Annotated in this window: 18 protein-coding genes; 15 read left to right on the forward strand and 3 right to left on the reverse strand. The window is 38.6% G+C overall.

The features are described from left to right. The 5 genes from ACN1CD_RS15295 (at window position 1) to ACN1CD_RS15315 (ending at window position 7899) form a co-directional block, all read left to right on the forward strand. A complete protein-coding gene (locus ACN1CD_RS15295; protein ID WP_419131255.1) occupies window positions 1–1473 on the forward strand; it encodes a RagB/SusD family nutrient uptake outer membrane protein in 1473 nt (490 codons plus the stop codon). 56 nt (window positions 1474–1529) lie between these two features. Next, window positions 1530–2894: a glucoamylase family protein gene (locus ACN1CD_RS15300; RefSeq protein ID WP_419131256.1), complete on the forward strand. Its 1365-nt coding sequence runs from the start codon at window positions 1530–1532 to the stop codon at window positions 2892–2894. 84 nt (window positions 2895–2978) lie between these two features. Then, window positions 2979–4724: a discoidin domain-containing protein gene (locus ACN1CD_RS15305; protein WP_419131257.1), complete on the forward strand. Its 1746-nt coding sequence runs from the start codon at window positions 2979–2981 to the stop codon at window positions 4722–4724. A gap of 27 nt (window positions 4725–4751) precedes the next feature. After that, the gene (gene bglX, locus ACN1CD_RS15310) at window positions 4752–7049 is read left to right on the forward strand and encodes a beta-glucosidase BglX (RefSeq protein ID WP_419131258.1); all 2298 of its coding nucleotides are present in this window, start codon (window positions 4752–4754) and stop codon (window positions 7047–7049) included. 67 nt (window positions 7050–7116) lie between these two features. After that, complete coding sequence (locus tag ACN1CD_RS15315) at window positions 7117–7899, forward strand: prolyl oligopeptidase family serine peptidase (protein ID WP_419131259.1); 783 nt, start codon at window positions 7117–7119, stop codon at window positions 7897–7899. Window positions 7900–8230: 331 nt separating this feature from the next. Here ACN1CD_RS15315 and ACN1CD_RS15320 read toward each other — a convergent pair whose 3' ends face one another. Together ACN1CD_RS15320 and ACN1CD_RS15325 are read right to left on the reverse strand one after the other, a co-directional pair. Next, window positions 8231–8959: a YebC/PmpR family DNA-binding transcriptional regulator gene (locus ACN1CD_RS15320; RefSeq protein ID WP_419131260.1), complete on the reverse strand. Its 729-nt coding sequence runs from the start codon at window positions 8957–8959 to the stop codon at window positions 8231–8233. Between the two features lie 243 nt (window positions 8960–9202). Next, window positions 9203–10150, reverse strand: coding sequence for an NAD-dependent epimerase/dehydratase family protein (locus ACN1CD_RS15325; RefSeq protein WP_419131261.1), 948 nt, complete (start codon window positions 10148–10150; stop codon window positions 9203–9205). Between the two features lie 529 nt (window positions 10151–10679). On the opposite strand from ACN1CD_RS15325, the gene ACN1CD_RS15330 reads away from it, so the two are divergent. From ACN1CD_RS15330 to ACN1CD_RS15375, 10 genes are all read left to right on the forward strand, one after another. Then, window positions 10680–11264, forward strand: coding sequence for a gluconate 2-dehydrogenase subunit 3 family protein (locus ACN1CD_RS15330; RefSeq protein ID WP_419131262.1), 585 nt, complete (start codon window positions 10680–10682; stop codon window positions 11262–11264). A 26-nt stretch (window positions 11265–11290) separates the two neighbouring features. Then, on the forward strand, window positions 11291–12991 hold the full coding sequence (locus tag ACN1CD_RS15335) for a GMC oxidoreductase (protein WP_419131263.1): 1701 nt from the start codon (window positions 11291–11293) through the stop codon (window positions 12989–12991). 84 nt (window positions 12992–13075) lie between these two features. Then, entirely contained in the window at window positions 13076–14233 is a 1158-nt protein-coding gene (locus tag ACN1CD_RS15340; RefSeq protein WP_419131264.1) for a Gfo/Idh/MocA family protein, read from the forward strand. A gap of 8 nt (window positions 14234–14241) precedes the next feature. Beyond that, entirely contained in the window at window positions 14242–15294 is a 1053-nt protein-coding gene (locus ACN1CD_RS15345) for a sugar phosphate isomerase/epimerase family protein (protein ID WP_419131265.1), read from the forward strand. An 89-nt stretch (window positions 15295–15383) separates the two neighbouring features. Next, window positions 15384–15767 carry a c-type cytochrome gene (locus ACN1CD_RS15350; protein ID WP_419131266.1) on the forward strand — a complete coding sequence of 128 codons (384 nt, stop codon included), beginning with the start codon at window positions 15384–15386 and terminating at the stop codon, window positions 15765–15767. A 33-nt stretch (window positions 15768–15800) separates the two neighbouring features. Further along, a complete protein-coding gene (locus ACN1CD_RS15355; RefSeq protein WP_419131267.1) occupies window positions 15801–17258 on the forward strand; it encodes a Gfo/Idh/MocA family protein in 1458 nt (485 codons plus the stop codon). Between the two features lie 25 nt (window positions 17259–17283). Next, on the forward strand, window positions 17284–17964 hold the full coding sequence (locus tag ACN1CD_RS15360; RefSeq protein ID WP_419131268.1) for a 3-keto-disaccharide hydrolase: 681 nt from the start codon (window positions 17284–17286) through the stop codon (window positions 17962–17964). 115 nt (window positions 17965–18079) lie between these two features. Then, window positions 18080–19321: a nucleoside permease gene (locus ACN1CD_RS15365; RefSeq protein WP_419131269.1), complete on the forward strand. Its 1242-nt coding sequence runs from the start codon at window positions 18080–18082 to the stop codon at window positions 19319–19321. A gap of 4 nt (window positions 19322–19325) precedes the next feature. After that, window positions 19326–20210: a hydroxypyruvate isomerase family protein gene (locus ACN1CD_RS15370; RefSeq protein ID WP_419131270.1), complete on the forward strand. Its 885-nt coding sequence runs from the start codon at window positions 19326–19328 to the stop codon at window positions 20208–20210. A gap of 9 nt (window positions 20211–20219) precedes the next feature. Next, on the forward strand, window positions 20220–21095 hold the full coding sequence (locus ACN1CD_RS15375) for a sugar phosphate isomerase/epimerase family protein (protein WP_419131271.1): 876 nt from the start codon (window positions 20220–20222) through the stop codon (window positions 21093–21095). Between the two features lie 107 nt (window positions 21096–21202). On the opposite strand, the gene ACN1CD_RS15380 is transcribed toward ACN1CD_RS15375, so the two are convergent. Then, window positions 21203–23809: a lamin tail domain-containing protein gene (locus ACN1CD_RS15380; protein WP_419131272.1), complete on the reverse strand. Its 2607-nt coding sequence runs from the start codon at window positions 23807–23809 to the stop codon at window positions 21203–21205. Between the last annotated feature and the right edge of the window lie 19 nt (window positions 23810–23828).

Here is a 23828-nt window from a genome sequence, read left to right on the forward strand (position 1 = left end):
ATGAAAAAAAATATAAATATACAATCTTGCGTAATTGCAGCTGCCTTGGGCGCAATGCTTTTTACTGCATCATGTAAAAAAGATTTTCTTAATGTACCACCTCAGGCACAACAGCCATCAGTAACTTTCTGGCAAAACCAGGATGATGCGCTAAAAGGTGTAAACGCAATTTATGCGAACTTGCGCAGTTGGAATAATGTGGCCTTTAATGCAATTGCTATCGAAAGCACAGGATCTGATGAAGCAGATAAAGGTAGTACACCAACAGATGCTACTTTTTTTAACTTGTACGACCAGTTTACGGTTACGTCTACTCACGGAACCCTACAAGATTTCTGGACAGGCCAATATCAAAACATCAATCTTTGCAACCAGGTATTGGATAATGTGCCAAATATCAATATGGATGCAGCGCTTAAAGCCAGATATTTAGCCGAAGCAAAATTTATTCGGGCATATTCTTACTTTAGATTAGTTAGGGCATATGGACGAGTTCCATTAAGATTAAATATACCTAAAGATAATACAGAATATAATATTCCACAGGCAGAAAGATCTGCCGTGTATGCTCAAATCGAAAAGGATTTAACAGAAGCAGCTACTGCATTACCACAATCTTACGGTGCTGCAGATTTAGGCAGAGCAACCCGTGGAGCAGCATTAGGTATGAGAGCGAAAGTAGCCATGTACCAGAATAAATGGTCAGATGTACTTGCACTTACCAATCAGGTAATGGGCTTAGGATATGATTTATTTCCAGATTTTGAGAAAGGTTTCAGAACACAAAATGAAAATAGTGTAGAATCTTTGTTTGAAGTTCAGGCAGAATTAGTACAAAACAATGCTGATGCATCAAACTCTCAGTACAGCCAGGTACAGGGCGTTGCAGGTTTTATGGGCTGGGGTTTCAATACACCATCAGCAGAATTAGCTGCAGCTTTTGAACCTGGTGACCCAAGAAGAGATGCAACCATCTTATTCAGAGGCGAAACCACTCCACAAGGAGATCTTGTACCAACTTCGGTTCCGAACGAACGTTACAATCAAAAATCATACGTTCCTTTTAACACCAGAGTTTCTGGCTTTAACGAAGGAGCGCAACAAAACTTCAGGGTTTTAAGATTTGCCGATGTATTGTTGATGAATGCAGAAGCAGCTAATGAATTGGGAAATCCATCGCAAGCGTTAACCTCTCTAAACAGAGTGCGCAGAAGAGCCAGAGGCACCAATGCGGCAATTCTGCCAGATGTGACTACAACAGATCAAACGGCATTGAGAAATGCGATCTGGAGAGAAAGACAAGTTGAATTAGCCATGGAAAATGACCGCTATTTCGACGTGATCAGACAAGGCAGAGCAGCACAGGTTTTCGGTCCTAAGGGATGGAGAGCCAACAAAAATGAAGTTTGGCCAATTCCTCAAGTAGAAATTGATTTAAGTGGAGGTTTGCTCACGCAAAATCCTGGTTACTAAAAAATAAATTTGATAAAGGTTGCCAGATCATTCTGGCAACCTTTTTTTTCTTCGCTATGCTAAAATTCAATCACATCCTTTTTTCTTCGCTCCTCTTAATTTCGCTTTCGTCTTGTGCACAAAATGAGAAGAATACAGATACAATTGATCTTACCATCAAAAAAGGGTTATCTGATGATGAATTACTTGATGTTGTTCAAAAACAAACCTTTCAATATTTCTGGGATGGTGCCGAACCTACATCCGGTGCCGGAAGGGAACGTTTTCATGTAGATAACGTTTATCCTGAAAATGATAAAAGCACGGTAGCAACAGGTGCAACGGGCTTTGGCCTAATGGCACTTTTAAGCGGTATCGACAGAGGCTATGTCACCAAACAAGATGGTTTAGCCCGTTTAAATAAGATCCTTGATTTCCTGGCTAAAGCTGATCGATTTCATGGTGCATGGCCACATTGGATTTATGGTGAAACCGGTAAAGTTCGTCCCTTTGGACAAAAAGACAATGGTGGAGATTTAGTAGAAACTGCTTTCGTAGCCCAGGCGTTAATTTGTATTGATGCTTATTATAAAAATGGATCAGCAGCCGACAAAGCCCTTGCAAAAAAAGCAGATGAACTTTGGAGAGGTATTGATTTTAACTGGTATCGCAATGGCAACCAAAATGTACTTTACTGGCATTGGTCTCCTGAATATAAATGGGAAATGAATTTTCCCGTTAAAGGCTATAACGAATGTTTGATTATGTATGTTTTAGCCGCTTCATCTCCTACTCACACCGTTCCAGCAGCAGTTTATCATAAAGGCTGGGCAGACAATGGTGCAATTAAATCTAAATTTGATGTTTACGGTCATCCGTTTACGTTAAAATATCAGGGACAAAAAAAATCAGTTGGTCCTCTATTCTGGGCGCATTATTCTTATCTGGGTTTAAATCCTAAAGGTTTGAAAGACCGCTATGCAGATTACTGGGAAAACAATGTTAATCACACCCTTGCAATCCACGATTATTGCGTAGCTAACCCTAAAAAGTTTAAGGGTTACAGTGAAAACAATTGGGGCTTAACAGCCAGTTATTCAGTTAAAGGATATGCAGCCCATAATCCACAAGAAGATTTCGGAGTAATCTCCCCTACCGCAGCAATTTCATCCATTCCATACACACCAAAGGAATCGATGAAAGTGATTCGTCATCTTTATGAAGACCTTGGCGATAAAGTTTGGGGTAAATATGGTTTCTACGATGCCTTTTCTGAAACCGATGATTGGTATCCTCAACGATATTTAGGTATTGATCAAGGGCCTATGGTAGTGATGATTGAAAATCACCGTTCAGGTTTGCTTTGGAAATTATTTATGAGTAACCCGGATGTACAGAAAGGGTTGACAAAATTGGGATTTGAAAGCCCGGAGATAAAGTAATAAGAAAACCGCAGATTAAAATTTTTAAAGATGCATTATAAAAAATAATCTGCAAATCTGCGGCTAAAAAATAAGATAGCAAACATGAGAAAAACCATACTTATACTTTTTTTCCTCACATCATTTTTAGTGGTATTTGCTCAGAAACAAAAAACCTATTGTAATCCAATCAACCTGGATTACGGTTATACTCCGTTCGAATCATTTACTGAATGGGGGAAACACCGTGCCACTGCCGATCCGGTTATTGTGAATTATAAAGGGGAATATATGCTCTTTAGCACGAACCAGTGGGGATATTGGCATAGTTCAGATATGTTGAACTGGAAATTCATTGAACGTAAGTTTCTTCGCCCATGGAATAAAACCAAGGATGAGCTTTGTGCACCAGGTGTTGGCATAATCGGCGATACCGTTGTTGTTTTTGGAAGTACCTATACCAAAAATTTCACCCTTTGGGGAAGTACTGATCCCCTAGGCAATAAATGGTTTCCATTGGTTGATTCATTAGAAATTGGCGGTTGGGATCCTGCTTTCTTTACGGATGATGATGGTAAATTTTATATGTACAACGGCAGCAGCAATAACTACCCAATGTATGGGGTAGAACTGGATCGAAAAACTTTTAAGCCAAAAGGTACTCGAACACCCATGTATTTACTGGAAAGCTGGCGCTACGGTTGGCAACGTTTTGGTGAATATATGGACAACACTTTCCTCGATCCTTTTGCCGAGGGTGCCTGGATGACAAAGCATAACGGCAAATATTACTTTCAGTATGGCGCACCGGGTACAGAATTCAGTGGTTATTCCGATGGTGTAGTAGTAGGTAGCAAGCCTTTATTTTATGATACGCAGTTTACACCACAATCTGATCCACTGAGTTACAAAGGAGGTGGATTTTCTCGCGGAGCAGGACATGGTGCTACTTTCCAGGATAACGCTAAAAATTACTGGCACATTTCTACCAGCATCATTTGTGTAAAAAACACCTGGGAACGTAGAATGGGCATCTGGCCAACTGGTTTCGATAAAGACGATGTGATGTGGACGAATACTGCCTTCGGAGATTATCCCCTTTACCTCCCAGCGGAAAGAAAAGAAAATGGGCCAGCCGGGCCAGGATGGATGCTGATTAATTATAAAAAACCAGTAACAGTTTCCTCTACACTTGGTGGTTTCTATGCCAACAATGCCGTTGATGAAAGCATCAAAACCTATTGGAGCGCAAAAACAGGAAACAATGGCGAATGGATCCAAACAGATTTAGGGAGTTTAGCCACAGTGAATGCCATTCAGATAAACTATGCCGACCAGGATGCTGAATTTTTAGGTAAACAGATCGGAATTTATCATCAATACCAAATTTTATCATCAGTAGATGGAAAGAAATGGACAATTTTAGTTGACAAAAGCAAGAACAAGACAGATGTTCCACACGATTATATTGAATTAGAAAAGCCCGTAAAGACCAGGTTTATCAAAATGGTTAATATCCATATGCCAACCGGGAAGTTCGCCATTAGCGGCTTACGTGTTTTTGGAAATGGAAATGGTGAAAAACCTTCAGAAGTCAAAAACCTGATCGTATTAAGAACAGAGAAAGATAAGCGCAGTGCCTACATCAAATGGCAACCTGTGGATAATGCCTTTGCCTACAATTTATATTATGGTACCTCACCAGATAAATTATATAACTGTATTATGATTCATGATTTTAATGAACATTGGTTTAAAGCAATGGATAGCCAAAAAGCTTATTACTTCGCTATTGAAGCGATCAATGAAAATGGCGTTTCCGCAAAAACCGCAGTCAAAAAAGTAGATTAAATTTTAAAAGAATAAAACACACACATAATGAATAGAGCGAAAATCCTGATTATTTTATTAGCATCCTTTGCGCTGAACGCATCAGCACAAACCAAAAAAAACGTATCTCCCGATGAGGCAAAGATGAATACATTCATCACCAACCTCATGGCAAAAATGACTGTCGATGAAAAAATAGGCCAGTTAAATTTACCAAGTTCTGGCGATATTACTACCGGACAAGCCAATAGCAGTGATATCGGTAAGAAAATTGAAGCCGGACAAGTTGGTGGTTTATTCAACATCAAAGGAGTAGAAAAAATCAGAGCCGTACAAAAAGTTGCCGTAGAGCAAAGCAGAATGAAAATTCCATTGCTTTTTGGAATGGACGTTATCCATGGTTACAATACTGTTTTCCCGATTCCATTGGGTGTAAGTTGTATCTGGGATATGAATCTGGTACAAAAAACCGCAAGGGTTGCAGCTATTGAAGCAAGCGCAAGCGGCATCAACTGGACCTTCTCTCCTATGGTTGATATTTCTCGTGACCCACGTTGGGGAAGAATTTCTGAAGGAAGCGGCGAAGATACCTATCTGGGTTCGCAAATAGCCGCTGCCATGGTTAAAGGTTATCAGGGTAAGTTACAGGCTAGTAATGAAATTCTAGCATGTGTTAAACATTATGCCTTATATGGCGCTGCGGAAGCTGGAAGAGATTACAATACTACTGATATGAGCAAAGTGCGGATGTATAACGAATACTTTCCACCATACAAAGCGGCTGTAGATGCAGGTGCTGCAAGTATTATGGCCTCTTTTAACGAAGTTGATGGAATCCCGGCAACCGGAAGCAAATGGTTAATGACAGATGTTTTGCGTAACCAATGGGGTTTCAAAGGTTTCGTAGTAACAGATTATACAGGCATTCCGGAAATGATTGCGCATGGAATGGGCGATTTGCAAACCGTTTCTGCTTTAGCCATGAATGCCGGCATCGATATGGACATGGTTGGCGAAGGTTTCCTTGGCACTCTGAAAAAATCATTGGCAGAAAAAAAGGTGAGTATCAACGAAATTAACAGGGCTTGCCGTTTAATTCTACAGGCTAAATATAAACTAGGTTTATTTACTGATCCTTATAAATTTTTAAGTACGGAACGAGCAGAAAAAGAAGTTTTCAGTGCAGAAAACCGTCACGTAGCACGTGAAATTTCTGCAGAAAGTTTTGTATTGCTGAAAAACAAAAACAACATTTTGCCACTTAAAAAATCTGGCACTATTGGCTTAATTGGTCCATTGGCTGATAATACTGCTAATATGTATGGTACCTGGAGCGTTGCGGCTTTATTTGATAAGTCGGTTACGGTTTTACAAGGGTTAAAAAATGCTTTAGGAAACGATGCTAAAATTTTAACAGCACGTGGTGCTAATTTCCTTGCAGATTCTGCAATGGAGCAACGTTATGTTAACGTCCATAATCCAACTTACAAGCGTGATCCCCGCAGTGAAGAAGAGATGATTAAAGAGGCTTTAAAAGTTGCCGAAAAATCTGATGTAATTGTGGCTACCATTGGTGAAGGTTCTGAATTTACAGGAGAAAGCAGCAGTGTTACCGATATCCAAATTCCAGAAACGCAGAAAAACTTATTAAAAGCACTGGCTAAAACTGGTAAACCTGTAGTTCTGGTATTATTTACGGGTCGTCCGTTGGCTTTGAAATGGGAAGAAGAAAATATTCCAGCCATTTTAAATGTATGGTTTCCAGGCAGCGAAGCTGGAAATTCTATTGCAGATGTATTGTTCGGTAAGGTTAATCCATCGGGAAAACTGAGTACCACATTTCCACAGAATGTTGGTCAGGTACCGCTTTATTATGCACATAAAAATACTGGTCGCCCGCTGGCTGAAGGAAAATGGTTTGAAAAATTCCGCTCCAATTATTTAGATGTAAGCAATGACCCATTATATCCATTTGGATTCGGTTTGAGCTATACTACTTTTGATTATAGTGATATCAAATTAAGCTCGAATGCTTTAACAAAAGGGAAATCTATCACAGCCTCTGTTACTTTGAGTAATACCGGTAAATATGATGGCAAAGAAGTGGTTCAGTTATATACCCGTGATTTAGTGGGAAGCATTACCCGCCCCGTTAAAGAATTAAAAGGCTTTCAAAAAGTGAGTTTAAAAGCTGGAGAAAGTAAAACAATCAGTTTCAATATCTCCGAAAACGATCTTAAATTCTACAATTCTGATTTGAAATTTGTTGCTGAACCTGGAGATTTTCAGGTGTTTATCGGCACAAATTCCAGAGATGTGAAAGAGGCTAACTTTACATTAAAATAAAGAAATCTAATTATTTACTTAAACCCTGACCCATTGCAAAATGGTCAGGGTTTTTTATTTTTGCCAGATGAAAAAGATTATTCTTTCCTTTTGTTTATTTTTCAGCTTTACCTTTTTAATTGCCCAGGACTTTAAGAAATTTGATCGCGGAAGTTTCATCAAAGGGAAAGACTCCATTTATTATCGAATTCTTTTCCCCGAAAACTTCAACCCCGCTCAAAAATACCCAATCGTATTTGTGTTACATGGCCGCGGCGAAAGCGGTAACGATAATGAAAAACAATTAACCCATGGCGCTCAATTATTTTTGAAAGATGATATACGTAAAAATTTTCCTGCGATAGTCGTATTTCCACAGTGTCCTTTTGAAAGTTACTGGGCGAATGTGAATATCACTACAAATAATAATGGCAAAAGGAATTTCAGTTTTGTAGAAGGCGGCAAACCTACCAAAGCGATGCATGCATTACAAGGCATGGTTAAAAATTTACTTAAAAAGCCATTTGTAGATAAAAAGCAAGTGTATGTGGGTGGGCTATCAATGGGTGGAATGGGAACTTATGAATTATTGAGGAGAAAGCGTAAAACTTTTGCCGCAGCATTTGCAATTTGCGGTGGCGACAATACCAACAACATTAAAAAATATCAAACCGTACCACTTTGGATTTTTCATGGCGGCAAAGATGATGTAGTTGATCCGGTTTTTTCAATGGCAATTGCAGAACGGTTAAAAACTGTAGGCGACGAGGTCAAATTTACGCTTTACCCAAATGCCAACCACAATAGTTGGGATAGTGCATTCGCAGAACCAGGTTTATTGCCCTGGTTGTTTGGGCATAGAAAGGATTAATTTTAGCAGCAATGAGGTTGCCACTAAATGGAAAAAAACCGTTTCTCACAGTGACGATAAATCAACTTACGAAGTTTAGTTGGCCTGTGCGATGGAAAACTTCGTCAGTTTAAAACCATAGTTTTTCCGCTCCTTAACCATCCTTGCGAGAACATCAGACGCAGTGAGTCTGCCACGGAAAGGAGAAAAACCGGTTTTCGCAATAACAACCGTGTTAGTTTAGCGCCTTGGTTTCCCCGCCGATATACCGAAACACTTCAAAACAAGCACAAACAAAAAAGGCTTGAAGAAAAAATCTTCAAACCTTTTTAATAATACTCTTTGATTGATGTTACTCAGCCATATTGTGATAAACTGCCTGAACGTCATCATCCTCTTCCAGCTTATCGATTAATTTCAATACGTCAGCAGCTTGTTCTTCGGTAACTTCGTGATGCGATAAAGCAATTCGCTCCAATTTTGAACTTTTCAGTTCGATTCCTTTTTCCTCTAACGCTTTTTGTAAAGGACCAAAGTTTTCGAAAGCTCCTTGTGCAACCGCAACATCATTTCCTTCTTCATCAGCCTCTACATAAAGATCTTCCAATCCAGCATCAATCAATTCGAATTCCAGTTCTTCTAAATCTAATCCTTCTGCAGGAGTGAAACGAAAAACAGATTTACGGTTGAAAACAAAATCCAAAGATCCGGTTTTACCTAAAGATCCATCAGTCTTGTTAAAATAACTACGAACATTGGCAACGGTACGGTTAGTATTATCGGTAGCGGTCTCAATTAAAATAGCAACTCCGTGAGGGGCGTAACCTTCATAAACGATTTCTTCATAATTGGCCATCGATTTATCAGATGCGCGTTTTATTGCCGCCTCTACCCTATCTTTCGGCATGTTTACCGCCTTCGCATTTTGCATCGCTGTGCGCAAACGGGAATTGGTTTCCGGATGAGGGCCAGATTCCTTCACCGCCATTACAATATCTTTTCCAATCCGCGTAAACTGAACCGCCATTTTGGCCCAACGCTTAAATTTTCTTTCTTTTCTAAATTCGAATGCTCTTCCCATTTTGTAGTATCAAGTATGTGGTATCAGGTATTTAGTGTTAATAGTATCAAGTATTTAGTATCAAGTATCAAGATGATGAGCTAAACCTTATTTCGTTAGTAATTAGTATTTAGTATCAAGACGATAAGATAAATCCTACTCCTTCAACCCTCAACCTAATTATTTATTTTTCGACTTATTCCTTACTTTAGTCTTTCAGCTTTGCTCTTTGTCTTTCAGCTTTAGCCTTTCAGCTCTGCTTTCTTAGCTCTTCTTTAAATTCGTTAGCATGTCTGTTGTCATTTTTGCTAAATCAAATTCAGGTTTCCAGCCCCAGTCTTTGGCAGCAAAATCGTCATTTATTGAGCGCGGCCAGCTATTTGCAATCTGCTGACGAGGATCATTATCGGCGTAAGTTAAGGTAAAATCCGGAATATGTTTTCTGATTTCCGCAGCCAACACTTCAGGAGTGAAACTGATTCCTCCAAAGTTATAGCTGCTGCGTACCGAAATCTGATCGGCAGGTGCATCCATCAATTCGATTGTTCCACGAATGGCATCATCCATATACATCATTGGAAGTTCAGTTTCTGCATTTAGGAAACTTTGATAACTTCCTTTTTTCAACGCATCATGGAAAATATGAATAGCATAATCTGTTGTTCCACCACCTGGAGCAGCTTTCCAGCTAATTAATCCAGGATAACGGATACTGCGAACATCCAAACCATATTTTTGATTATAATATTCGCACCAGCGTTCACCAGCCAATTTGCTAATGCCATAAACGGTGTTTGGATCCATTACACAGAATTGCGAGGTATTGTCTTTTGGCGAATTTGGTCCGAAAACCGCAATCGAACTAGGCCAATAAACTTTAGCCACTTTATACTCAAGCGCTAAATCTAAAACATTCAAAAGACCATTCATATTCAGATCCCAAGCCAATTTTGGATTCTGTTCTCCTGTTGCAGACAATAACGCAGCCAACAAATAAACCTGAGTTGGTTTGTATTTTTTGAAAATGCCATTGATCATCTCTTTATCCAGGACATTTACAAATTCAAAAGGCGCGGAATTTTTGATATCGTAATCAGGTCTGCGAATATCACAGGCAACCACATGATCATCACCATATATTTTCCGTAACATGGTAACTAACTCGGTACCAATCTGCCCGTTAGAGCCCAAAACAATAATTTTTTCCTGCATATTTTTTTTGAGAATGTGCAAAGGTAAAAAAATGAGACAAAAGGGCTAAAAAATATTTAAACTAAGTCCTTGGTATCGGAGGTTTTACCGGGGAATAGAACTTAAGATTCACAAAAAAGAGATTTCAGATCCCCAAAGAATTGAAAAATCATTCCGTACTTACCAGCAAATTCATGAATATGCCAAAGAACGAACTTATAAATTAAGAGTCAATCTAATTTAAAATATTTGATAAATACCCGGCGATTTCAAGAAAAATCCGCATAAAAATGCAGAAATATCTAATTTATTAGCAAAAGCTATATTTATATATGGTTAATGTAATTTATACACGAAGTAATCAGCTAAGAAAAACCAATAATAAACGTATATGAGATGGTAAATCACTCATTATTTAGAACAATTCTATTTAGTAACAATCGCATTGCGAATGCTGATTTAAAGCTTTGATATTTGATTATTATGCCATTTTTTTTCTAATATTACTTATTCAACGTATAAATAACCAATATATAAATATACAAAAACGATGCACAGAAGAGAAGCACTCAAAAACGTTGCATTTTTACTGGGAGGAGCCATCTCAGCGAGCACAATGGGCGTTCTATTTGAAAGTTTTACACTCCCGGAAAATGAAAAGAATTTTGTTTCATTTTCAGTACAGGATCAGAAAATTTTCGCCGAATTTGCAGACATTATTGTCCCAAAAACCAAATCATCAGCTGGCGCTAAAGCCGCGGGTTTAGGCAAATTCATTCCAATGATGATGCAGGATTGTTACCCGAAGGAAATGCAAACCTCGTTCGCAAGAGGTTTCAAACAACTTCAGGACAAGTCGATGCAAGATTTCAAAAAAAGTTATGTTGCCTTAACCATTCCTGAGCGAACCAAATTAATGGTTGATTTAAGGCTAATGTCTATCGCAGACAAAGATGCTAAATCAGAAGAAAATAAAGATCTGATTTACTTTTTCACTACGGCAAGAGATTTAACCCTCCTGGGCTATTACTCTTCGGAAATTGGATGTACCAAAGCACGTGAATATGTTCTTGTTCCAGGAAGATTTGACGGAAACACCAAGCTTAAACCTGGACAAAAATCCTGGGCTACCTAATTTCTAAACCACAACGACAAAACATCATGAATTTAAATACAAATTTAAAAGCAGAAAATACTTACGATGCTATTGTAATAGGATCGGGGATTAGTGGCGGCTGGGCTGCAAAAGAACTTACTGAGAAAGGCTTACGTGTTTTGATGCTCGAAAGAGGAATGAACATTGAGCACATTACCGGCTATGAAACGGCAATGAAAAGCCCTTGGGAGTTTGAACACGCAGGTAAATTAACTGAAGAGCAAAAACGTACCCACCCGGTACAAAAAAGAGATTATCCTTACAGCGAAGCCAATGAAAAATGGTGGGTAAATGATCTCGAATGCCCGTATACAGAAGATAAACGGTTCGACTGGTATCGTGGTTTCCATGTAGGTGGAAAATCATTAATGTGGGGCCGTCAGAGTTACCGCTTAAGTGACCACAACTTTGAAGATAACGCAAAAGATGGTCACGGCAGCGATTGGCCGGTACGTTATAAAGAACTTTCTCCATGGTATGATTATGCAGAAAGATTTGCAGGAATCAGTGGTTCGAAAGAGAACTGGTCTACCTGCCCTGATGGGGAATTTTTACCTCCTATGGACCTGAACATCGTTGAGAAATCCGTAAAAGCCCGTATCGAAGAGCATTATAAAAGAGAACGTATTATGATGATTGGTCGTGTGGCCAATTTAACCGTTCCGCATAAAGGCCGTGGAAACTGCCAATACCGTAACTTATGTAGCAGAGGTTGCCCATTTGGTGCGTACTTCAGTACTCAATCTTCTACCCTACCTGCGGCAATGGCAACTAAACGTTTAACGTTAAGACCATACTCAATAGTAAACCACATCATTTATGATAAGGATACTAAAAAAGCTAAAGGTGTGATGGTTATTGATGCAGAAACCAACAAAACAATGGAGTTTTATGCAAAAATCATTTTTGTAAACGGTTCTACCTTAGGCTCTACTTTCATCTTGTTAAACTCTACTTCAGATGCTCATCCAAACGGATTAGGTAATAGCAGCGGACAGTTAGGTCACAATTTAATGGATCACCATTTCCGTTGCGGTGCATCCGGCGAAGCAGAAGGTTTTGACGATCGATACACTTATGGTCGCCGTGCAAACGGAATCTACGTACCCAGGTATCAAAACATTGGTAATGATAAACGCGATTACCTTCGTGGTTTCGGTTACCAGGGTGGTGCAAGCAGAGCGAACTGGCAAAGTGATGTAGCCGAGTTATCATTCGGTTCAGGCTTAAAAGAGAAAATGACTAAACCAGGTAAATGGAGCATGGGCTTAGGTGGCTTCGGAGAGATGTTACCTTACTATGAGAACAAGGTTTACATTGATAAAACCAAAAAAGATAAATGGGGTCAGCCGGTATTGGCAATTGATTGCGAATACAAAGAGAATGAGAAAAAAATGCGTGTAGATATGATGAATGATGCGGCAGAAATGTTAGAAAAAGCAGGCATGAAAAACATCAAAACTTACGATGCTGGTTGCTATCCGGGTATGGCTATCCATGAAATGGGAACGGCAAGAATGGGTAATGACCCAAAAACTTCTGTTCTTAACAAATGGAACCAAATGCACGAAGTAAACAACGTATTCGTAACTGATGGTGCTTGCATGCCTTCAATCGCATGTCAAAATCCATCATTAACATTTATGGCTTTAACCGCTCGTGCTGCAGATTACGCGGTGAAAGAATTAAAGAAAAACAACATTTAAATAAATAGGTAAAAGGTATAAGGTTTAAGGTATAGGGTTGTGAGTCCAAAGCCTTAAACCTTACACCTTACACCCTAAGCCTTTATGAAAAGAAAACTAAGAATGGGCATGATAGGAGGCGGTAAAGACGCCTTTATCGGCGCCGTACATCGCCTTGCAGCTAACATGGATGGTTTAATAGAACTGTCTGCGGGTGCTTTAAGTGTAAACCCTGAAGTTGGATATGAATCTGGTAAATTATTATTCTTGCCAGATGATAGAATCTATAAAAACTACGAAGAGATGCTAAAGGCAGAAAGTGAGTTGCCAGCAGATCAAAAAATAGACTTCGTTACCATCGTTACTCCAAATTTCGCACATTTTGCTCCGGCAATGATGGCCCTGGAGCTTGGTTTCAATGTGGTCATTGAAAAACCAATGACCCTTACTTTAGACGAGGCCAAACAGTTACAAGCCAAAGTGAAAGAAACAGGTTTAACACTTTGCTTAACGCATACTTACTCAGGTTATCCAATGGTGAAACAAGCCAGACAAATGGTTAGTGATGGCCTGCTTGGAGCAATAAGAAAAATTATAGTGGAATATCCGCAAGGTTGGTTAAGCACTTTATCAGAACGTGAAGGAAATGCACAAGCCGCATGGCGTACAGATCCATCTAAAACAGGTAAAAGTGGTAGCATGGGCGATATTGGTACACATGCTGCGCATTTAGCCGAATATATTTCAGGCTTAAAAATCTCTAAAATTTGTGCTGATTTAAATATCGTTGTTCCTGGAAGAGCAATTGATGATGACGGAAACGTATTATTGAAATTTGATAACGGATCTAATGGAGTCTTAATTGCATCGCAAATTGCAGCTGGCGAAGAAAACGCATTAAAAATTAAGGTTTACGGTGAAAAAGGTGGTTTAGAATGGCATCAGATGGAGCCTAACACTCTTTTAGTAAAATGGTCTAACGCACCAGCACAGATTTATAGAACTGGAAATGGCTATATGGGAAGTTTTGCAAAACACAATACACGTACGCCAGGAGGTCACCCTGAAGGCTATTTGGAAGCCTTTGCAAATATTTACAAAAACTTCGCCCTTACGGTAAATGCCAAACTAAACAATGAAGAGCCTACAAAAGAGATGCTGGATTTCCCATCAACTGAAGATGGCGTTCGTGGAATGGCTTTTATTGAAAACGTGGTAAACTCCAGCCAATCTGACCAGAAATGGTGGGATTATAAAATTTAAAAATCAGCATGACAACAATAAAAGGACCAGCGGTATTTTTAGCGCAGTTTATTAGCGATGAAGCACCATTTAATTCATTAGATAACATTTGTAAGTGGGCAGCAGATTTAGGGTTTAAGGGCATTCAGATGCCAACGCTAGACAAGCGGTTTATCGATTTACAAAAGGCTGCAGAGAGTAAAACTTATGCAGAGGAGTTAAAAGGCACCATTGCTTCTTACGGACTGGAGATTACTGAACTTTCTACGCATTTACAAGGTCAACTGGTTGCCGTTCATCCGGCATATGATGATTTATTCGATGCATTTGCACCGAAAGAATTGCATAAAAACCCGAAAGCCAGAACTGAATGGGCAGTACAACAAATGAAATACGCTGCAAAAGCATCGCAAAACTTAGGTTTAAATGCACACGCAACTTTCAGTGGTTCATTGCTTTGGCAATATTTTCACCCATGGCCTCAACGCCCTGCAGGTTTAGTAGAAGAAGGTTTCGCTGAACTTGGAAAACGCTGGATGCCCATTTTAAATGAATTTGATAACTGTGGCGTGGATGTTTGCTATGAAATCCATCCTGGTGAAGACTTATTTGACGGCGAAACCTATGAAATGTTCCTTGCTGCAGTAAATAATCACAATAGGGCATGCTTATTGTATGATCCATCTCACTTTGTGTTACAGCAACTAGATTATATTCAATACATAGATATTTACCATGAAAGAATTAAAGCTTTCCATGTAAAGGATGCAGAATTTAATCCGACAGGTAAGCAAGGTACTTTTGGTGGTTATCAAAGTTGGGCAAATCGTGCAGGCAGGTATCGTTCTCCCGGAGATGGGCAGGTAGATTTTAAAACCATTTTCAGCAAACTGGCGCAATACGATTTTAAAGGCTGGGCAGTTATGGAATGGGAATGTTGCATAAAAAATCAAGAAGACGGTGCCCGTGAAGGCGCTGAGTTTATAAAAAATCACATTATCAAAGTAACCGATAAAGCATTTGATGATTTTGCAGCATCGGGTAGTGATAGCGCTTTCAACAAAAAAATATTAGGATTATAAGACTAACAACACAAACATGGAACCTTGCTTTTTTCGACTACAGACAGACGGAAAGTGTAGGCTAACATGCGAGTAAAAACAACACACACATGAAAAAAACATTATTAGGTTTAGGCGCTGTAGTAATTTTTATGGCCTCTTTTACCAAAGTGGATTTAGAGAAAGAAAAGACGGTAGTAGCAACGGCTACATTATCGAACCATGCGATGCAAATGAGCGCTGGCGAAAAATTAATTAACAAATCAGATTGTATTGGTTGCCATAACAAAGTGAATAAAATTATCGGCCCATCGTACATGGATATTGCTAAAAAATATCCTGCAACAGAAAAAAACATCAATTACTTAGCAGATAAGATTATTAAAGGTGGCACAGGCGTTTGGGGTACAATGCCAATGTCGGCACACGCAACCTTAAAACCTGCTGATGCTAAATTGATGGTGAAATATATTCTATCTCTTAAAAAGAAGTAACCAAAACCGGATTTAAAACTTCAAAACAACCAAATGAAAACAGAGCAAGAAAATAAAAACACGAGTAACCGCCGTGATTTTATTAAAACCAGCGCCATTGCCGCAGCTGCATTTATGATCGTTCCACGCCATGTATTAGGCGGCCCGGGTTTTTTAGCACCTAGCGATCGTTTACTTATTGCGGGTATTGGTGCTGGTGGAAAAGGACAAAGTGATATTGCCATGTTTGCAAAAAGCGGCAAAGCAGATATCGCTTTCTTGTGCGATGTAGATGATCGTCGTGCAGCAGGTAGTGTGAAAGCTTTTCCGAAAGCGAAGTACTACAAAGATTACCGCGAAATGCTGGATAAAGAGCACAAGAATTTTGATGCTGTTTCCATTTCAACACCCGACCATAACCATGCCATCCAGGCGCTTGCTGCCATGCAATTGGGCAAACATGTTTATGTACAAAAGCCACTTACACACGATATTCACGAAGCCCGTATTTTAACGGCTGCGGCAAAGAAATATAAAGTGGTTACCCAAATGGGGAACCAGGGTGCATCTAACGATGGTCCGCGCCAAATGAAAGAATGGTATGAAGCAGGCTTAATTGGCGATGTACATACGGTTTACGCCTGGACTAACCGCCCGGTTTGGCCTCAAGGTATTCCCTGGCCAGATAAAAAGTCTGAAATTCCAAAGGAATTGGACTGGAACCTTTGGTTAGGTACCGCTCCTGAGAAAGATTATGTTGATAAATTAGTGCCTTTTAACTGGCGCGGCTGGTGGGATTATGGAACCGGTGCATTAGGCGATATGGGATGCCACTTAATTGAAGCACCTTTTAGTGTGTTAAATCTGAAATATGCTAAAGAAGTAGAAGCCAGTGTTGGATCGGTTTACGTAGACGAATTTAAACGTGGGTATTTCCCTGAAAGCTGCCCGCCATCAAGTCATGTAACTTTGAAATTTCCTAAAACAGATAAAACCAAGGGAGATGTCACTTTACATTGGATGGACGGTGGTATTCAACCAGAACGCCCTGAAGAGTTAGAAGCTAACGAAACATTTGGTGATGGCGGAAACGGTACTTTATTTGTTGGAACAAAAGGTAAAATGATGTCTGAAACTTATAGTGCAAATCCTAAATTATTGCCATTAAGCAGAAATAAAGACATCAAAGTAAAAGAAAAATATGCCCGTGTAAAAGACGGCGCCAATGGTCACTATGCACAATGGGTAGAGGCTTCTATTGCAGGCTACGGCAAACAGGAAGTAAGTTCTCCTTTTGAAATTGCTGGCCCATTAACTGAAGCATTACTAATGGCAAACTTAGCCATCAGAAGTTTTGATATTCAAAAGAATGTGAATGGAAAAATTACTTACCCTGGCAGATACATGAAAATGCTTTGGGATAATAACAACATGAAAATCACCAATTTTGATGAAGCCAATCAGTTCGTAAAACGCGAATACCGTAAAGGCTGGAACGATTTAATTCTTTAATGAACATTCGTTAACTTATAACTCAATGAAAAAACTTATCCTATCTGCCTGTATGCTATTGGCAGTTACGCAAATTACGAAAGCCCAAAAAGGTTTCAAGCCTTTATTTGATGGTAAAACTACTACTGGATGGCATACTTATAATAAAACAAATGTTGGTAGTGCCTGGCAAGTGCAGGATGGCGCTTTACACCTTGATCCGAAAACCAAGGGCACAGATGGTGGTGGCGACTTGGTTACCAACAAAGAATACAAAGATTTTCATTTAAAATACGATTGGAAAGTAGCGCCTAAAGCAAATAGTGGCTTAATTTTCTATGTACATGAAGAACCTAAGTACCATGCCACCTACTCTACCGGACTAGAGCAGCAGGTGCTTGATAATGATGGTCATCCGGATGGAAAAATTACCAAACACCGTTCAGGCGATCTTTATGACTTAATTAAAAGTTCATCAGAGCCGGTTAAGCCAGTCGGCGAATGGAACAAAGCAGAAATTATTAGCAAAAAAGGAAATTTAACCTTAATTTTAAATGGTGTTGAAGTAGTGAAAACTACCTTGTGGGATGAAAACTGGAAAAAATTGGTTGCAGGAAGTAAATTTGCAAACTGGGAAAACTGGGGAACTTACAAGTCTGGAAAAATTGCTTTACAAGATCATGGTGATGAAGTTTGGTACAAAAACATTACTATAAAAGAACTGTAAATTATGGAAGATGTGTGATGTAAAATGTAATCATACCATGATCCATCACCCATTGTCCATTTCACATTATCCATCACCCATTTTACATTATCCATTTTAAATAATTACTAGCCAAATGAATTCTACTACCCGCTTTAAACTCTCCACAATGATGTTCCTCGAATTTTTTATCTGGGGATCATGGTTTGTAACGCTAGGAACATTTTTAGGAAATAACCTAAAAGCAACCGGATCAGAATCTGCTTCCGTTTTTGGCACACAATCCTGGGGAGCAATTATCGCCCCATTTATTGTCGGTTTAATTGCCGATAGGTATTTTAATGCTGAAAAAATACTCGGCGTGTTACACATTGTTGGTGCAATATTAATGTATCAAATGTACAACGCTACCGATGTAAGTGTTTTCTATCCTTACGTTCTCGGTTACATGATCCTGTTTATGCCAACACTGGCTTTGGTAAACTCTGTTTCATTTAATCAAATGCAAGATCCTGAAAAGGAATTTTCTAAAATCCGTGTTTGGGGAACTATCGGTTGGATTATCGCTGGTCTATTAATCAGCTTTGTTTTCCATTGGGATTCTCCGGAAGGTATTGAATCGGGATTATTAAGAAGCACCTTCCTGATGGCAGGAATAGTTTCCTTAATCCTTGGACTTTTCAGTTTTACCCTTCCTAAAACACCACCAAAAGTCTCATCAACAGAAAAAATTAAAATTGGCGATTTAATTGGTCTGGATGCACTTAAGCTTTTAAAAGATAAAAACTTTGCCATCTTCTTTATTTCAGCAATTTTAATCTGTATTCCATTGGCGTTTTATTATCAAAATGCCGGATTATTTTTAGCAGACATTAAGGTGTCAAACCCAACTGGAAAGATGGCAATTGGTCAAATCTCTGAAGCGTTATTCTTATTGGCTATACCTGTTTTCTTTTCAAAATATGGTTTTAAGAAAACGATATTAGTGGGTATGCTCGCCTGGGCATTAAGATATGTATTATTCGCATTTGGAAACGCTGGCGACTTAAGTTTTATGTTAATCATCGGTATTGCACTACATGGTGTTTGCTATGATTTCTTCTTTGTGTCAGGACAAATTTATACCAATTCAAAAGCTGGTGAAAAATATAAAAGCTCTGCACAAGGTTTAATTACATTAGCCACTTATGGTGTAGGAATGCTAATCGGTTTCGAAGTTGCTGGTAAAATTACAGATACTTATAAAGCTGCTGAAGGTGCCGTAGATTGGAAAATGGTTTGGATCATTCCTGCAGGTATTGCTGCGGTAGTTTTTCTACTTTTTGCCGTTCTTTTCAACGATAAAACAAAGTCTGAAATAGAAGCTAAAGCCCTTTAAAGAAATGTCTTCAAAATTAAACAGAAGAAACGCGTTAAAAAACATAATTGCCGGCACTGCTGCAATTGGTGTATCATCGGGTATTTCTTCCTTTGCAATGGATCAACCAGAAACATCTAAGATGCTTAAGGGTAACATTAACCACTCTGTTTGCAGATGGTGCTTCAGTACACTTGATGTAGATACTTTATGTACAGAAGCAAAAAAAATCGGCATTAAAGGTATAGACCTTGTTGCTCCGAAAGATTGGCCTATTCTTAAAAAGCATGGTTTGGAATCAACCATGTGTAATGGCGCTGAAATTAACCTGGTTGATGGTTTCAACGATAAAAAGTTTCACGAAACATTAATCAAAAACTATTCTGCTATGATTCCACTAGTGGCCGCAGCTGGTTACAAAAATCTAATCTGCTTCAGTGGCAACAGACGTGGAAAAGATGATGAAACCGGATGGAACAATTGTGTTGAAGGATTGAAACAATTGATGCCGCTGGCAGAAAAGCATGGTGTGATATTGGTGATGGAATTACTCAACAGTAAAATAAATCACGTCGATTATCAGTGCGATAAAACAGCCTGGGGTGCAGAACTTTGCAAGCGCTTAGGTTCTGAAAACTTCAAATTGCTTTATGATATTTATCACATGCAAATTGATGAAGGTGATGTAATCAGAACAATAAAAGACAATCATCAGTACATTGCACATTACCACACTGCTGGTGTTCCGGGTCGTAATGAAATTGACGATACGCAGGAACTCTATTATCCGGCAATTATGAAAGCCATTTTAGAAACCGGCTTTAAAGGTTTCGTTGCTCAAGAATTTATACCTAAAAATGCAGATAAAATAGCTTCATTAAAAAAGGCTGTTGAAATTTGCGACATTTAATCAATTATTATGTTATCAAGAAAAAGTTTTATCATCAACGGTTGCTTAGCTATAGCAACGTTACTTTTGGCTCCATCATTTGCTTGTGTAGCCCAGAAAAAAGCAGTTGGCATACAACTCTATTCATTAAGAACAGACCTGCCTAAGGATTTAAAAGGAACTATTGAAAAGGTTGCGAAAGCCGGTTTTACGGAAGTTGAAACTTATGGCTTTTCTATTAAAGATCAATTTTGGGGATTAACTCCAGCCGAATTCAAGAAATTGCTTAGTGCAAATGGACTAAAAGCCGTTAGTGGCCATTATGGCTTAGGTTCTTATATGGCAGATGGAAATACGGATGAATTAAAAGCGGCTATTGCTGCGGCAAAGGTTTTAGGCAGCGAGTATGTTACGATCCCTTATCTGGATGCCAGCATCAGAAAAAATGCTGAAGACTATAAAAAAATTGCTGCAAAAATAAACGTTGCTGGCAAAATGTGTAAGGATGCTGGTTTAAGATTAGCTTATCATAACCATGATTTTGAATTTCAAAAACAAGGAGAAACCACTGGCTATCAAATTCTGTTAACTGAAACTGATAAAAAATTAGTTGACTTTGAGTTAGATTTATATTGGGTAGTTCGCTCAGGCAATGATCCAATTAAATTATTTACAGATAACCCTGGGCGTTTCACCATGTGGCATGTAAAGGATATGGACAAAACAAATCCTGCATTAAACGCAGAAGTGGGAACAGGAAGTATTGATTGGAAACCTATTTTTGCTGATGCCAAATTATCAGGCATGAAACATTTCTTTGTTGAGCATGAGACCAATTATAAGCCTAACCCAATCGAATCTGTTGCAGCAAGTTGTGCTTACATCAAGAAAAATATTTTAAAATAAGCATTCTTTATTAGTCATCTGATGAATACCTGCATATGCTTTATATTCATCAGATGACTAACCGTCTTTTTACTCTTTACTGGTCATAGCGTCTCGCTATGGCCTTTCTAATTTAACTTCCCTGCCAATACACAGGTATTTTTGAATCTTTTGGTATTTCCTTTCAAATTAAAAGCATCAAATAACACAATATAAATTCCAATAGCAGCTTTTTGCCCGTTATCATTCAAACCATCCCAGGTTAAAATTCCGTTTGTTCCGATGGTTTGATTTTTTAATAATTTCTTAACCAGCCTCCCTTTATCAGTATAAATGTTAACCGTTGCTAAACTTGCATTTGCTGATACTTGATATTCCAATGTCATCAAATCCTCAAAATTATCTCCATCAGGAGAAAAAGTTTTGGAAAGTACGCGGACATAGTTTTCATCACCACTTAATTCCTGGGAGTTTTTATAAGTAGGTGTAGCAAAACCAACCGTGGCCGCTGCCGATTTAAAATTACCGGGTTCGTTTGTAGCCACATCAAAAGAAACGCGTTCAAGAGAAATCCCATCATTATTTTGAATGAGCGGATGATGTGTTTTTGCATCATAATCCAATCTGTCAATAATCACATGATTGCTTAAGAGAATCACACTTCCTTTATCATTATTATAAGCTGGTAGTGAACTTAGCTGAACAAAGTTATTAGGATTTTGGGCAAAATAATTCAGTTTTACATTAGCCGTATTCGTACTTAATACCCAATAAGCATTTGGATTGATCAGTATATTTTTGTTCGAAACAGATTTTACATTCGAAATAACGCCATTGGAATCTACATTCGCAATCTGTAGATCTTTCAAATCTAATGGTTGGTTGGTATGGTTAAAAACTTCTACAAAATCGACACCACCAGGCTTGGGGTTAAATAAGACTTCAGATATCAGTATGTCGCTCTTTTCTATTTTCTTTGGCAGAAACAGTTTTGCAGTGTTCGTTTTAGCATCAATTACTTTTCCGGCACAATCGGTAACATTATTTGCAGTTAGCGTATTTTCGACACCCCTTGATAAGTTAGATTGGAAATGAAGCGTTACGGTGGTATAGTCTGATTGAATGCTTACCGACTTAGGATGACCTGATCCATTGTTAATAGAATAATTGGAAACATCAACTGCAGAAAGGCTATCAACAACTTTAGAAAATTCAACCTGAACGGTTACACTATCGATAATTATCGCATTGATCAGCTTAAGTACTTCAGCACTTAACTGAGTTTTATACGTTGCATTTTGCTTTCCCGGTGTCCCGCCAGAAACGTCTGCAGATCCGATCCAATTCTGAATTCCGGTGCAAATGTTTTTAGGATCGATCAATTCTAAACTGAATCCACCCCTCTTTTTCACTTCATCCTTATACCACGTGTCACTATAAGCAACCCTGTCTATTATCTTCCCTGAGTTATCGCTCAACGTTAGGATATCTTTATCATTATTTAAACTGGGCCAAGGTGAAAGTCCGATTGTTTTTCCGTAAGGTTTAAATAGCGCTTCATCGGCCCTTGCCGTTAAAATAATATATTGATTTGGTTTTATCGTATCTACAGGAAAGGTAAAGGTTGAAGTTTGATCAGCATACTTCCAGCCCTGGGTTAAGATATACTCATTTGTCGTATTCCAAATCTCAACGTATTCCTTCTGAGGCAGTGCAGCACTTCCGCCTGGGTTAGCAAATATTTCATTAATAACAATATCGCCAGATTTTACAGCGTAAGTTTTAATATAAGTAAACTCCATGCTACTATTTACTGCAATTACATTCCCTTTAATATCCCTTATGTTGTTTAGATTAAGGTTATACAAGCCAGATTCAAATTCCTTCAAAAAGGTTAAGCGATAAATGTTTTTATTTGCTGTTGAGGTAACTTTAGAGGGATTACCATAAGAATTTGATAGCACATAATTGGCTGTTGAGGTTGCAGTATTCGAATCCAGAGGTTCAGAGAAAGTTACTTCTAAGGTCGTAGCATTAATCACTGAAATACTTTTTAGAACCGGAGGTGTAGTATCTGGAATAAGATCTTTAATGATGAAATCATCAAAAAAGTACTGATTGTATCTGGAAGCAGTTGAATACCTGCAAAAAATACCAGCGAATACCGAGGCACTAAAAGTAGCATCGGTAACACTTCCTTCCAGGTTAAAATTGTTTCCTCCGGCAACATCAGTAAATAATTCCCACTTCCCGGAAGCATCTCTGGTTACTTTGACTTTTGCATAAACATTGCCTGCCTTTAGCCGTTTTTTTTGTGGACCGGTGATAATTCTGGAGGTCGTTGTTCCACTTTGCTTGTATAAGTGAAATCCATCCGTAGCGCCGGTTTCTCCCACCTGAACAAAATACCCGTTTAAGCTTCCTTTCAAATCTTCTTTATCGGCAATTAAATAAATGCGAACAAAGTTGGCTGAAGTAGGGTTAAAATTAAGTTGCACCAAAAACTCCCAGCTAGCATTTAAACTTAGCCGATTCGCGGTAGATAAAGCAATTGTTTGCGACGCCAATCGCTGACCTTTGGATTGAAGTTGTTTTTGAGTATTAACCTGAAAATCATTTACATTACCTTTCCAAGTGGGATCTTGGGAGAAATCGCCATCTGAAAATGATTCGGTAACTTGGGAAAATGCAATTTTACATAATAACAATAGGGATATAAGCAGAATTTTCTTCATATTTGGGCTTATATCAAAT

Source organism: Pedobacter sp. N23S346, assembly GCF_048515415.1.
Taxonomy (GTDB): domain Bacteria; phylum Bacteroidota; class Bacteroidia; order Sphingobacteriales; family Sphingobacteriaceae; genus Pedobacter.

Bases quoted from the DNA above. Each gene is read 5' to 3' on its own strand.
- ACN1CD_RS15350 (WP_419131266.1), top strand. From the start codon at position 15,384: ATGAAAAAAACATTATTAGGTTTAGGCGCTGTAGTAATTTTTATGGCC.
- ACN1CD_RS15325 (WP_419131261.1), bottom strand. From the start codon at position 10,150: ATGCAGGAAAAAATTATTGTTTTGGGCTCTAACGGGCAGATTGGTACC.
- ACN1CD_RS15355 (WP_419131267.1), top strand. From the start codon at position 15,801: ATGAAAACAGAGCAAGAAAATAAAAACACGAGTAACCGCCGTGATTTT.
- ACN1CD_RS15300 (WP_419131256.1), top strand. From the start codon at position 1,530: ATGCTAAAATTCAATCACATCCTTTTTTCTTCGCTCCTCTTAATTTCG.
- ACN1CD_RS15315 (WP_419131259.1), top strand. From the start codon at position 7,117: ATGAAAAAGATTATTCTTTCCTTTTGTTTATTTTTCAGCTTTACCTTT.
- ACN1CD_RS15340 (WP_419131264.1), top strand. From the start codon at position 13,076: ATGAAAAGAAAACTAAGAATGGGCATGATAGGAGGCGGTAAAGACGCC.
- ACN1CD_RS15365 (WP_419131269.1), top strand. From the start codon at position 18,080: ATGAATTCTACTACCCGCTTTAAACTCTCCACAATGATGTTCCTCGAA.
- ACN1CD_RS15335 (WP_419131263.1), top strand. From the start codon at position 11,291: ATGAATTTAAATACAAATTTAAAAGCAGAAAATACTTACGATGCTATT.
- ACN1CD_RS15320 (WP_419131260.1), bottom strand. From the start codon at position 8,959: ATGGGAAGAGCATTCGAATTTAGAAAAGAAAGAAAATTTAAGCGTTGG.
- ACN1CD_RS15370 (WP_419131270.1), top strand. From the start codon at position 19,326: ATGTCTTCAAAATTAAACAGAAGAAACGCGTTAAAAAACATAATTGCC.
- ACN1CD_RS15380 (WP_419131272.1), bottom strand. From the start codon at position 23,809: ATGAAGAAAATTCTGCTTATATCCCTATTGTTATTATGTAAAATTGCA.
- bglX (WP_419131258.1), top strand. From the start codon at position 4,752: ATGAATAGAGCGAAAATCCTGATTATTTTATTAGCATCCTTTGCGCTG.
- ACN1CD_RS15330 (WP_419131262.1), top strand. From the start codon at position 10,680: ATGCACAGAAGAGAAGCACTCAAAAACGTTGCATTTTTACTGGGAGGA.
- ACN1CD_RS15305 (WP_419131257.1), top strand. From the start codon at position 2,979: ATGAGAAAAACCATACTTATACTTTTTTTCCTCACATCATTTTTAGTG.
- ACN1CD_RS15375 (WP_419131271.1), top strand. From the start codon at position 20,220: ATGTTATCAAGAAAAAGTTTTATCATCAACGGTTGCTTAGCTATAGCA.
- ACN1CD_RS15345 (WP_419131265.1), top strand. From the start codon at position 14,242: ATGACAACAATAAAAGGACCAGCGGTATTTTTAGCGCAGTTTATTAGC.
- ACN1CD_RS15360 (WP_419131268.1), top strand. From the start codon at position 17,284: ATGAAAAAACTTATCCTATCTGCCTGTATGCTATTGGCAGTTACGCAA.
- ACN1CD_RS15295 (WP_419131255.1), top strand. From the start codon at position 1: ATGAAAAAAAATATAAATATACAATCTTGCGTAATTGCAGCTGCCTTG.